This is a genomic window from Pseudomonas sp. SED1, from assembly GCF_034044025.1.
GTDB lineage: Bacteria > Pseudomonadota > Gammaproteobacteria > Pseudomonadales > Pseudomonadaceae > Aquipseudomonas.
The window spans coordinates 1-11,633 of sequence record NZ_JAXCIS010000126.1 but is presented as its reverse complement, the minus strand read 5'-3'; the positions used below and the strand labels follow the sequence as shown (position 1 = coordinate 11,633).

Annotated in this window: 9 protein-coding genes; 3 read left to right on the top strand and 6 right to left on the bottom strand. The window is 60.8% G+C overall.

The window, feature by feature from the left end; translation table 11 throughout:
• Positions 1 to 168: 168 nt before the first annotated feature.
• Positions 169 to 1,974 carry an ABC transporter ATP-binding protein gene (locus SNL23_RS16230; protein ID WP_318302767.1) on the top strand — a complete coding sequence of 602 codons (1,806 nt, stop codon included), beginning with the start codon at positions 169 to 171 and terminating at the stop codon, positions 1,972 to 1,974.
• Positions 1,975 to 2,009: 35 nt separating this feature from the next.
• Here the strand turns inward: SNL23_RS16230 and SNL23_RS16225 are convergent, their stop codons facing one another.
• Positions 2,010 to 3,098, bottom strand: a complete 1,089-nt coding sequence (locus SNL23_RS16225) for a sigma-54 interaction domain-containing protein (protein WP_076016016.1) — start codon at positions 3,096 to 3,098, stop codon at positions 2,010 to 2,012.
• An 8-nt stretch (positions 3,099 to 3,106) separates the two neighbouring features.
• The gene (locus SNL23_RS16220; RefSeq protein ID WP_076016017.1) at positions 3,107 to 4,294 is read right to left on the bottom strand and encodes an acyl-CoA dehydrogenase family protein; all 1,188 of its coding nucleotides are present in this window, start codon (positions 4,292 to 4,294) and stop codon (positions 3,107 to 3,109) included.
• Between the two features lie 433 nt (positions 4,295 to 4,727).
• Between SNL23_RS16220 and SNL23_RS16215 the strand changes: the two genes are divergently transcribed.
• Positions 4,728 to 6,833, top strand: coding sequence for a TonB-dependent receptor family protein (locus SNL23_RS16215; RefSeq protein ID WP_318302765.1), 2,106 nt, complete (start codon positions 4,728 to 4,730; stop codon positions 6,831 to 6,833).
• Between the two features lie 159 nt (positions 6,834 to 6,992).
• On the opposite strand, the gene SNL23_RS16210 is transcribed toward SNL23_RS16215, so the two are convergent.
• On the bottom strand, positions 6,993 to 7,457 hold the full coding sequence (locus SNL23_RS16210) for a hypothetical protein (protein WP_063031603.1): 465 nt from the start codon (positions 7,455 to 7,457) through the stop codon (positions 6,993 to 6,995).
• 133 nt (positions 7,458 to 7,590) lie between these two features.
• Between SNL23_RS16210 and SNL23_RS16205 the strand changes: the two genes are divergently transcribed.
• A complete protein-coding gene (locus tag SNL23_RS16205; RefSeq protein ID WP_318302764.1) occupies positions 7,591 to 8,871 on the top strand; it encodes an MFS transporter in 1,281 nt (426 codons plus the stop codon).
• Here SNL23_RS16205 and SNL23_RS16200 read toward each other — a convergent pair.
• Genes SNL23_RS16200 through SNL23_RS16190 form a run of 3 tightly spaced genes read right to left on the bottom strand, consistent with a single transcriptional unit; the run spans position 8,863 to position 11,260 of the window.
• Positions 8,863 to 10,404: a cryptochrome/photolyase family protein gene (locus tag SNL23_RS16200; protein ID WP_318302763.1), complete on the bottom strand. Its 1,542-nt coding sequence runs from the start codon at positions 10,402 to 10,404 to the stop codon at positions 8,863 to 8,865. The two genes, SNL23_RS16205 and SNL23_RS16200, sit on opposite strands and share 9 nt — an antisense overlap.
• Entirely contained in the window at positions 10,401 to 10,706 is a 306-nt protein-coding gene (locus SNL23_RS16195; protein WP_076016020.1) for a DUF6482 family protein, read from the bottom strand. Before SNL23_RS16195 ends, SNL23_RS16200 begins: the two co-directional genes overlap by 4 nt.
• A gap of 17 nt (positions 10,707 to 10,723) precedes the next feature.
• Positions 10,724 to 11,260, bottom strand: a complete 537-nt coding sequence (locus SNL23_RS16190) for a DUF3833 domain-containing protein (protein WP_318302760.1) — start codon at positions 11,258 to 11,260, stop codon at positions 10,724 to 10,726.
• Positions 11,261 to 11,633: the final 373 nt, after the last annotated feature.

Here is an 11,633-nt window from a genome sequence, read left to right as displayed (position 1 = left end):
AGATCGTTCCCACGCTCTGCGTGGGAATGCCGCTCTGGACGCTCTGCGTCCGCTGTTAAAATCGTGACGCAGAGCGTCACCGGATGCGTTCCCACGCAGAGCGTGGGAACGCTCTTTTTTGCCTGAAAGCTGCGCGGCCACAGGCGTCATTCAGGAATGTCATTGGCCATGAGCTCGTCTTTTTCATTGTTTCGCACCTGGAATGTCCAACACTTGCCGTCGACGCCGGCGGCGTTTGTGCGGCATTTCATCGGTCATTTCAAAGGGTGGTACCTGGCGATCCTGCTGCTGCAGATTGCCGCCGTGGTGTGTTCGATTCTGACGCCCTGGGGGCTGGGGCAGATTACGCGCACCGTCAGCAACGGGCTGGAAGCGGAGCGCGCCTTTGAAGTGCTGCAATGGCCACTGACACTGCTAAGCGCGCTACTGGTGTGCCAGGTACTGTTTACCCGTGCATCCGCAGGCTGTCATATCCACGTCTTGCCGTTGCAGCGGCGCACGGTGACGCATGTGGTGTTCGCTTATCTGCAACAGCATTCCCATCGTTTCATCAGCAATGAGTTCGCCGGGGCGCTGGCGCATCGGGTTGCGGAAATTACCCTGGGGGTGAATCAGACCCTGAGCATCTTGTTGTTCGACCTGATCCCGCTGCTGGTGACGCTGAGCCTGGCCACGGCCTTGCTATGGACCGCATCGCCGTTGTTGGCGCTGTTCATGGCGGGTTGGTCGGTGGCGTTCATCGCCATCTGCTACGTGCTCGCACGCCGCAGTCATCCTCTGGCCCAGCAGTATTCGGCCGCGCGCAGCACCAGTACCGGCAAGGTGGTGGATGCGGTCTCCAACCTGGCCAATATCCGTCTGTTTGCGCGCCATGCGTTCGAGCACAGTTACCTCGGCACCTTCCTCGACAAAGAGGTGGCGGCTGCCTATCGATCCCTGGGGTACATGGAAAAAATTCGCTGGTTCCAGGCCAGCTGTGGCGTGGTGCTCAAGCTGGGTCTGTTGTTGCTGGCGCTCTACCTGTGGCGCAGTCACCGTATCGACATTGCTGCGTTTGTCATGTCCACCAGCCTTTCGTTGTTGATCATCAGCGATGTCGAAAACCTGTCGCGACGCTTTCTCGAATTTTTCGAAGCCACCGGCAACATCGCTAATGGCGTGCGCACCTTGATTCGCCCCCATGAAGTCATCGACCAACCCGGTGCCAAGGCGCTACAGGTCAAGCGCGGGGATATCGAGTTTCGCGATGTGGGCTTCAGCTACAGCGCCGGCCGGCCGATTTTCGAGCACCTGAATATCGTGATTCCCGCCGGCCAGAAAGTCGGCCTGGTGGGCGCCTCGGGGTCCGGCAAGTCGACGCTGCTGAGCTTGCTGCTGCGCCTTTACGACGTGCAGCAAGGCCAGGTGCTGGTGGACGGCAAGGACGTGCGCGACGTCACCCAGCATTCACTGCACCAGCAGATCGGCCTGATTCCCCAGGAGCCCGGCCTGTTCCACCGCAGCATTCGCGAAAACATCCATTACGGCCGCCTGGATGCCTCGATGGATGAAGTCGCCGAGGCGATCCACCGCGCCGGCGCCAGTGAGTTTATCGACAGCATGGAGCACGGCTACGAGTCGCTGGTGGGCGAGCGTGGGGTCAAGTTGTCCGGCGGCCAGCGCCAGCGCATTGCGATCGCCCGGGTGTTGCTGAAAAACGCGCCGATCCTGGTGATGGACGAAGCCACTTCCAGCCTGGACTCGATCACCGAGCGCTTTATCCAGGACAAGCTCGACGAAATCATGGAAGACAAGACCGTGCTGGTGGTGGCGCATCGGCTGTCCACCGTGGCCCATCTGGACCGGATCCTGGTGTTCGACAATGGCCGGGTGATCGAGGACGGCAGCCACGAACAGCTGCTACGCCAGGGCGGGCAATATGCGCGGTTGTGGAGTCGCCAGTTCAGCGATGCGCTGGATGAAGTCGCGCTGTGATCAGGCGGCGTACCGGGTACGCCGCGCAGCGCAGGTCAGATCGACAGGTGCAGTACCCGCTCGTCTTTGGCACCGGCCAGCGGGCGGCGCTTGTTGACCTTCAGCTCACCCAGGTTGATCAGCAAGGTGCGGGTCACGTTGCGGCTCAGCCCCAGCAACTCGGCGGTGTGCACCTGGTTGTGGTGGCACAGCCGGTAGGCGGCGGTCAGCAGGCTGCGTTCCACCTGTTCGTGGAGGTTGTCTATCTGCTCCTCGAACAGGCGCTGGAAGGCCAGGTCGAGCAGGTCATGGGCTGTGGTGCTGTCTTCCTGGCGTTCGATACGCAGGTTGGACATGCGCAGGTCATCGGCCTGGATCACACCGTCACGGCAGATCAGCAGGGTATGGTGGATGACGTTCTCCAGCTCGCGAATATTCCCCGGCCAACTGTAGGTGGCCAGCCGTTGCTCGGCGTCCTTGCTCAGGATGACCTCGCCGTACCCCAGGCGGCGGGTGTAGGTGTCGATGAAATACTGCACCAGCGGCAGGATATCGCCGGGGCGGTCCCGCAGTGGGCTGAGTTCGAGGTTGACCACGTTCAGGCGGTAGAACAGGTCCTCGCGAAAATGCCCGGCGTTGATGGCTTTTTCCAACTGCACGTTGGTCGCCGCCAGTACCCGCACATTGATCGGAATACTTTTGCGCGAACCCAGGCGCACCACTTCACGTTCCTGTAGTACCCGCAGTAGCTTGACCTGGATCGACATCGGCAGGTCGCCGATTTCATCGAGGAACAGCGTGCCGCCATTGGCTTCTTCAAACCAGCCGGCCTTGGCGCTGAGGGCGCCGGTGAATGCGCCTTTCTCGTGGCCGAACAACTCGGCTTCCACCAAAGACTCGGAGAACGCACCGCAATTCACCGCCACGAACGGCTGTGCCTTGCGGCCACTGAGGTTGTGGATATGCCGAGCCACCAGCTCTTTGCCGGTGCCGGTTTCGCCGATGATCAGTACGCTGGCTTCGCTCGGCGCGACTTGTTGCACATGCTTGAGCAAGGCTTTGGACCGGGGGTCTTCAAACACCTGCGCGGTGGCGCGGATGGAGGTGGCAAGGGCGGGCGAGGGCGGTAGGGTCAGCAGTTGCATGGCAGTCTCTACGAATAAAACGTCGGGATGGGCGGGGTACCGTTCAGTGCCCACTCGCCCAGTTCATGAAGCTTGTAGTCCAGCGGGTCATGCAGGCTCTGGGTGCGCAAGTTGCGCCAGTGCCTGTCGAGGGCCACCGAGGCGTTGGTCGCCCGCGCGCCGGTGACCTCGAAGACCTTGCTACACAACTCCAGGCCATTGCGGCTGGCGGCGACTTTGGCGGTGGCAATGGCAATCGCCGCTGTGCCGCGTTCCTCGCTGGTCAGCGCCGAACCCTTGGCCCATGCCGCATCCAATACCTCACCTGCGCGCTCCACCAACAGGCGGGTGCTTTGCAGGGCCACCCAGAAATCGCCGTAGTGGCTGAGGATGTAGGGATCCTGGGTGGTGTGGCTGGCGCTGGAGCGGAACCACGGGCGGGCTTCTTCGAGGGTGTATTGGCGCGCCTCTTCGAATGCGCCCTCGGCGATGCCGAGGAAGATATTCGCGAAATGCAGTTGCGCAATCAGCGGGCGCAGGCAGGCGAACGGCGTGCTCAACGGCCCCGGGTCCAGCAGCAGGTCGGACTCTTCCACGCGTACGCGTTTGAAAGTCACGCTGCCGCTGTCAGTCTGGCGCTGGCCCATATTGTTCCAGTCGTTGTGCAGGATGATCCCGCTGCGGGCGCTGGGAATCGCTGCGATCAGCAACTTGCCGCCGGCGCTTTCATCGATGGCCGAGGCGATCAGCATCTCCGAGTCGTTGGCGCCGGAGCAGAAGTTCTTCTGCCCCGAGAATTCTCGCCAGCCCGTGTGGCGCTTGACCACCGTGCGGGTGTCCAGGGGGTTCAGGGTGTTGCCCCAGAACCAGTTGTTGCTGGCCGTCAGGCTGAACCAGGTTTGCCATTGTGCGGGCGTGGCGAACAACCGGACGGTGGCGAGCATCAGGTGATGAAAGCCGAATACGTGGGCGATGGAGCTGTCGACCCGGGCGAATTCGCGCACCACTTCGAAGGTTTCCGACCAGTTGGCATCCAGCCCGCCGAATTGCCCGGGAATGCTCAGGGACAACAGGCCGCTGCTGCGTAGTTTGTCGCGTTCGGCTTTGGGGGTGCCGCCGCTGGCATCGCGGTCGACGGCGGTGCGGGCGAATTCGCTCGCCAGGTCACGGGCAATCTCCAGCGGCGTCCTGCGGGTGCAGAGTAAGTTGACCGTCACGCGTGAATACCTCGTTGCTTAATAGTCGAGCGTGTTTGAGTGGGTTTATTCAACTGTTGATAGAGCAAGAGCCATACCAAGTAAAAACACGCTGGAAACTTGCGGTTCCGTGGTTACGGGCTGGGCCGACTATTATCAAAAGCACAACTTTTGTTGCGCAGGTGTTGGGATTCGGACAGTTGCGCCAAGGCCCGCGTGGCCTGGCGCCGGTTATGCTTTTATCGATTAAGCATATAAGTAATTTGTCTTTTTAACGGTTGTTGGGAATCGAACATTTCGCCAGCAAAGTGTTGCGCCTGTGCCGATTAAATACGGTTGTGGTCCCGTGTTTATTGATGTTTTGACGTGGCACGAACCCTGCAAAGTTGGATTCAGAGCGCGACTATACAAATAGATGCTCCAACTAATTAGAGACCCCAGGAGTATTTAATCCATGCGGCAACTGTTTGAACCACGCGCTCGTCGTTTTGAGTCACTGGCCACCGCGTCCAGCCTTGGTGTGCTGTTGATGCTGATACACGGCGCGGCCTTTGCGGCCCAGACCGACCCGACCCTGGCCACGGTGGTGGTCACCGGCGCCGAGGCTACCGAAGCGCAAAAGGCCGAAAAGCAGCTGGCCAAGGTGCCCGGCAAAACCGCGGTGATCGACAACCGCAAGATCGAGCAGGGCCGGGCGGCGAACGCCGAGGACGTGCTGGCGTTGCAGCCGGGAGTATTCGCCCAGGCCACCAGCGGCTCGGGCGCCAACAAGATTTCAATCCGGGGTTCGGGCCTCAACACCTTCTATCAAGGCTATGTGCTGGGGATCAAATTCCTCTACGACGGCCTGCCGTTGACCGGCCCCGGCGGCACCCAGGAAGACATGCTGGACATGGCCTCCGTGGACCACACCGAAGTGCTCTACGGCGCCAACGCCTTCCGCTATTCGGCGTTGTCTCTGGGCGGCGCGATCAACTTCGTGAGCAAGACCGGCCGCACCGATCCGGGCAATTACGCACGCTTCGAAGCGGGCAGCTTCGGCTATCGCAAGCAGCAACTGAGCACCGGCGGTGTAGAGGGGGACAACGACTACTACGTCAGCATCCAGCACAACGAGCGCGACGGTTATCAGGACAACACGCCGAACAAAGGGCAGGGGATCGTCGCCAACTTCGGCCACGTGTTCAGCCCACAACTGGAGACGCGCTTCTACATTCGCTACAAGGAAGAGACCCTGAGCCAGGGCAATACCCTGACCAAATACCAGCTCAAGCACGACCCTACGAGCAACCTCGTGCCCATCGGGCGCAAGAAGGACGGCTCGACCCTGCTGGGCAGCACCACCACCTACACCTTCGATGACAATGCCAAGCTCGAAGTCGGCCTGGGCTACAACGACTACCCGCTGGACAACGGCTGGCGTTACTCGCCAACACCCCAGGAATGGCGCTCCCAGGACGTCAACCTGACCCTGCGCTACCTGCGCACCGCCGACACCTTCTTCGGCCTGCGCAGCGACAGCAGCGTGACCTTCAGCAACACCCTGGCGTACCTCGCCGATGTGAAATCCCACAGCAAGGCCACCGGCATCACCCAGCAGAAAACCAACTACACCGGCTCCCGGGACACGGTGTTTTCCCTTGGCAACGAACTGCAACTGAACGACCGTACATGGCTGTCCACCGGGCTGTCGCTGATTGATATCAAGCGCAAGGCGCAGATCGAATACAGCACCAGCACCAATACCAGCGCGTTCCCCAGTGGCGTCGAATACGACGAGACCGACGTCGCCCCGCGCATCGGCCTGCGCTACCAGCTGACCCCGGAATTCGAAGTGTTCGGCAACGTCAGCCGCTCGGTGGATCCACCCGTTACCTGGCAGTTGGGCAGCACCGGCACACCCTACATCCGCGATGTGCGCCCGCAAAAGGCCAACACCGTGGAGTTTGGTATTCGCGGCGGCCACGGCATTTTCGACGGCAGCCTGACGGTCTACCGGTCGTGGGTGCAGAAAGAACTGTTGTCGGTTGTGGTGCGCCAGGCAACCGCCACCCAGGACCAGTTGGTGGCCACCTCCAACGGCAGCGCAACGATTCACCAGGGCATTGAAGCCGGCTTGAATGCGCAACTGTGGGACGGCGGCAACGGCGACACCGTGACCTTGCGCCAGGCCTACACCTTCAACGACTTCCACTATCGCAATGATGGGGTGTTCGGCGACAACCAGTTGCCGGGCTTGCCGCGTCAGGTCTACCAGGCGGAGCTGGAGTATCGCCAGGGCAGCGGTTTCTACGCGCAGCTCAACGCCAGGGCGGCGTCCAGCTATTACGTCGATTTTGCCAACTCCCTGAGTGCCCCGTCCTACACGTTGTGGGGCGCCAAGGTGGGCTACGAGGCCCCGAGCAAGAAGTGGGAAGTGTTCGTCGACGCGCGCAACCTGACCAACAAGCGCTATGCCACGGCCACCAACACCGCGTACGACGCCAAGGGCCAGGACTCGGCCAACTTCTATGTAGGGGATGCGCTCAACGTGACCACGGGGGTTGCGTTTCACTTTTGATGGCAGCACCACGACCTGACAGGCAAAGCAAATCCAGTGTGGGAGCTGTCGAGCCTTAGCGAGGCTGCGATGGCATCACCTCGGTGTACCTGAAGCACCGAGGTGCCCGCATCGCAGGCAAGCCAGCTCCCACACTGGATTTTTGTAGTGGCTGGAGATTCAGTTCTGCGGCCGCTGCTTGGTCGAATCCAGCTCGGCCTTTTTGCCGGTGCTGATCTCGGTGATCAGCGCCGACTTGGCGATTGCAAAGTCAAAGGTGTCCTGCATCTTGGCGATCGCATCGGTCGCCGTGCCGTTCAGCCCACCATTGGCTGCCCAGTCGAAGTTCCACACCCCGGACAGGTTATCGGCACCCGCCACGTCATGGGTTTCGATCGCGGTGAACACGTCGGGATGGCGTTCCATGTACTGGGCCGCAGCGCTCACATCGGCGGGGACCTTGCCCGAAGCATTGCTGGCCAACTGTGAAAGCTCTTGCTTGGTAATTGCCGACTTGCCCGACTGGCGCATGTAATCGGCGATCACCTTGCTCGACTTGGAAATATTCAACTTGTCGTCGAATACCGACGTCGAGGCTTTTTGAGTGGTCGGTCCGCCACCGGCGGGTGTTACGGTAGTAGACATCGGCGCTGCTCCCTCAATGAATTGGATGACATCGAAGCCGACGTTAGCATGGGCAATTGGCCATTTATCGTCGGCTTCACAACAATTCGCAGCGGCCGGAAAATTTCACAGCGTTTCGCACAGGGAAGGGATGGTGTTCAGGACGAATCAAGGGCAAAGCCGGTTTGCCGGGTTTTTCATCAGCCGCAATTTTTCACTTTTATGGCTGGGCCAGGCGCTCTCGTCCTTCGGCGAGTTCGTGCTGGAGAGCACGATCATCGTCTGGCTGGTGACCGATCTGTTCCGCGACAGCGCCTTCCTGCCCAGCGCCGTGGGCCTGGCGGTGGCGGCCTCGGCGATCCCGCGGGTGCTGGTGGCGCCATTGGCGGGTGCCTGGGTCGACCGGCTGCCTGCGCTCTACGTGATGATCACGGCTGATGCTATCCGGGTGATCAACTTCCTGATTTTTATCCTGATCTATTCGCTGTCCGGCCTCGATCAGGTGCAAGTGTTCGCCGGCGTGCTGCTGTTGCTGGTGATGAACAGCAGCGCCGCGCAGTTCTTCAACCCGTCCCGGCAGGCGGTCATGCAAGTGATCATTCCCGCTGAGCGGCGGGTGGAAGCGTCGGCCAAGACGATGTTTTCCCTCACGGGCATTTCGGTACTTTCCGCTTCCGTGGGCCCGGCGCTGTTTGTATGGGTGGGGCCGATCTGGGCGTTGCTGATCAATGTGCTGGCGTTCAGCTGTTCAGCGCTATGTATCCTGGCCACCCGAGGGCTGGGTACAGCGTTGCCGGTAAAGCGCAGTTCATTTTGGCGCGGATTGTTCGACGGGCTGCGGTTTTCCTGGGGGCATCCGGCAATTCGCACCCTGCTGACCGGCGTGGCGTTGTACGGGGTTTCCCTGGGCATCAATAACGTCGTTTTGTCGTTGTATGCCTTCAAGACCCTGGGCCTGAGCCCGCGTGAATATGGCCTGGTACTCGCCGCATTCCCCGTCGGCGGGCTGATGGCGGCCTTTCTCGTTCGGCCGCTGTTGAAGGCCTTGAGCATTCGACGCGCGTTCACCGTGGCGCTGTTGTGCCTGGGGTTGAGCTACCTGGGCTATGCGTTGCATCCGCCGTTTTACCTGGCCTGGGTGCTGATGTTCTGCTACGGGCTGTGCTTTTCGGTGTTTGCCATGGTGCAGGGGCCGATGCTGCAAGAGGCCGTGCCAGCAGGCTATATGGGCCGAGTCTCCGCGACCGTGACGCCGGTGCTGGCCATTGCCTCGCTGACCGGCACCCTGGTGTGTTCCCAGACGCTCAACCTCGTGCAAGGTGTGGATGTGTACGGCGGCTACATCGTTATCGCGGCGGGCTTGCTGCTGACGGGAGGTGGATTGATGCTGCTCGGTCAACGTGCCGGCAAACACCAAGTCGCCCGCTCAAAGTGACTCGCCCGCATCCAGCTTTGCCAGCAGCCTCTGGCCCCGGTTCCACAGCGCGTCCTGCTTGGATTCGGGCATCCGGTCGAGATTCTTGTAGAGCATGGCCATGCGCTGATTGCCCCGCAGCAGGTCGCCATGGCGCATCAGAAAGTGCCAGTAAAGCGCATTGAATGGGCAGGCATTGTCAGCGGTACTTTCAGTGACTTTGTACGCACAGTCGCGGCAGTAGTCCGACATGCGCTTTATGTATTGGCCGCTCGCGCAATAAGGTTTGGAACCCAGGTAGCCGCCATCCGCATGCATGACCATGCCCAAGGTGTTGGGCAGCTCGACCCAGTCGAAAGCGTCCATGTAGATCGCCAGGTACCACTCGCATATCTGGCTGGGCACGATGCCGGCCAGCAGGGCGAAATTGCCGGTGACCATCAGCCGCTGGATGTGATGGGCATAGGCATGTTTCAGGCTTTGGCCGATCGCCTGGCGCATGCAGTTCATTTGCGTCTCGCCCGTCCAGTAGAACTCCGGCAGCGGGCGGCTGTTGCCGAATGCATTGCCAGCGGCGTAGTCCGGCATCTTCAGCCAGTACACGCCGCGTACGTATTCACGCCAGCCAATCAGTTGGCGGATAAACCCTTCGGCGGCATTCAGCCCGATGCTGCCCGACCAATAGGCTGCCTCCACGTCGCTGCACAGTTGGCGCAGGTCCAGAAGGCCGATGTTCAGCGCCGCGCTGATACGGGCGTGAAACAGGAACGGCTCGTCGCTGGCCATGGCGTCCTGGTAGTCGCCGAACCCGGCCAGGCCGTAATCCAGAAAGTAACCCCACAACGCCTGAGCGTCGGCGTGGGTTACCGGGTAATCGAAGGTGTCCAGTTCGCCGTAGTGGCTGCTGAAGTGTTGACCCACCAGCGCCAGCACGTCCTGGGTGATGGAGTCTGAACTGAAGCGCGCCGGGTAGGGCGCTTTGGTGCCCTTGGGCAGCGCCTTGCGGTTGTCTGCATCAAAGTTCCAGGCGCCGCCGACCGGCGTGCCGTCACCGTTGAGCAATAGCCCGCTCTTGCGGCGCATCTCCCGGTAGAAGAACTCCATGCGCAGCTGTTTTTTGCCGCTGGCCCAAGTAGCGAACTCGTCACGGCTGCACAGGAAACGGCTGTCGGCATGCCACTGGATCGGCAAGCCGCAGTCTTTCAGGGATTGTTCCAGGCGCCAGTCGCCGCATTCGGTCAGGTGCAGTTCCCGTGGCTGCATCAGCGACTGCCAGCGCTTCAACTCACCCGGTACCGAGCCGGTGTTTTGCGGGTCATCAAGGGCGACGTACTGCACCCGAATACCGCGTTGCTGCAACGCTTCGGCAAAGTGGCGCATGGCGCTGAAGATCAGGACGATTTTTTGCGGATGGTGGGGTACATGGCTGGCTTCCTCCATGACCTCGACCATCAAGACGGCATCGTGCTGGCTGTCCAGCCGGGCCAGTGAGGCCAGGTCAAACGACAACTGATCGCCCAGCACCAGGCACAGGTTTCTAACGGCCTTGGTCACCAGGGCGCTTCCAGGGAAAAGGGCGTTCGCAGTGCCTCAATGGGCCCTTCACGCCGGCCGCACATTTCATCATGTACGCACTGATGCACCAGGGTGCAGGGGAATGCAGGGACTGATTGCAATACGTCACGCAGGTGGTTGACGGAGCGAAAGTGCAGGGGCTTTGCCGCGGCGTCCAGCAACGTGAACTCGCCATGGTCCAGCCGGACGCGCGCCAGATAGAAACCGCCTTCCAGGGAGAGCAGTTCCATTTCACGTACATCGCCTTGGGTGGCCAGTTGGGTCAGGGTTTGCAGGTTCATGATTCACTCCTTGCCGGTCAGGGTTGCGAAGACTGGCGACGGAAGAACAGCGTCACCTGGCCCACTTCGACGCCCAGCTTGGACATGCTGGAGCGATTGATCAGCGTGTCTTCGTCCATCAGGTACATCCAGTCGTCGAGGCTCACTTCGTAGACGGAGCCGTCCACCGGCAGGCTCAAGATGTAGCGCCAGCGCAGTGCGTTGCCGGCCACTTCGCCCTTGGCTTCACCAACCACGTCGTCGGCGCGGCCGCGCCAGTGGTTCGGGCCGTCGGGGGTCAGGGTCCAGACGCGCTTTTGGCGAGTGCCGTCGCTGTAGAGAAAGCGTTCGTCGAGAATCAGGTTCTCGCCCTCGCGGCGGCTGGCGATATTCACTTCGAAACGCTTGGCGACTTCACCTGAGCGCTTTTCGAATATTCCCCAGGCCTTGACCGGTTTGCTGAAGAAGCGCACCAGGTCCAGTTGGGGTTGCTGGTCGGCATAGTGTTTTACATCGACGCTGCCACAACTGCTCAGGCCGAGCACAAGGGCCAGCGAAACCAATAGACGGGTCATTGCGGTTCTCCCTGAGAGGGCTTGATACAGATGAAGCCTCGATAGCTGATACTTGTACAAAATAATAAAATTGTACAGGTATTTAGAGGGGGACCTGAACGTTGTTGCCCACGTTCCTGATCGACGGCTGGGTAAGACCGTTGGGCCGAAGCGGCACTGTGTACCTGGCCATTGCCGATGTGGAAGGCAGACTTCGGGCGTGGGCTGAGTACATATCCGTTATTTAGGTAACGGCGGCTTATGGTTCCGCTCTTACAGCGGGTCACTTTTGGCAAACGCCCGGAATGCCGGCCCAGCCAAAAGTAACCAAAAGGTCTTCGCCCCACCACTCGGTGCCTCGCTTAGGCTCGGCATGCCCGCACTCCGGCCCGGC

Excerpts from the sequence above, each read along its gene's own strand:
- SNL23_RS16230 (WP_318302767.1), top strand. The coding sequence starts at position 169 with ATGAGCTCGTCTTTTTCATTGTTTCGCACCTGGAATGTCCAACACTTG.
- SNL23_RS16225 (WP_076016016.1), bottom strand. The coding sequence starts at position 3,098 with ATGCAACTGCTGACCCTACCGCCCTCGCCCGCCCTTGCCACCTCCATC.
- SNL23_RS16215 (WP_318302765.1), top strand. The coding sequence starts at position 4,728 with ATGCGGCAACTGTTTGAACCACGCGCTCGTCGTTTTGAGTCACTGGCC.
- SNL23_RS16210 (WP_063031603.1), bottom strand. The coding sequence starts at position 7,457 with ATGTCTACTACCGTAACACCCGCCGGTGGCGGACCGACCACTCAAAAA.
- SNL23_RS16195 (WP_076016020.1), bottom strand. The coding sequence starts at position 10,706 with ATGAACCTGCAAACCCTGACCCAACTGGCCACCCAAGGCGATGTACGT.
- SNL23_RS16190 (WP_318302760.1), bottom strand. The coding sequence starts at position 11,260 with ATGACCCGTCTATTGGTTTCGCTGGCCCTTGTGCTCGGCCTGAGCAGT.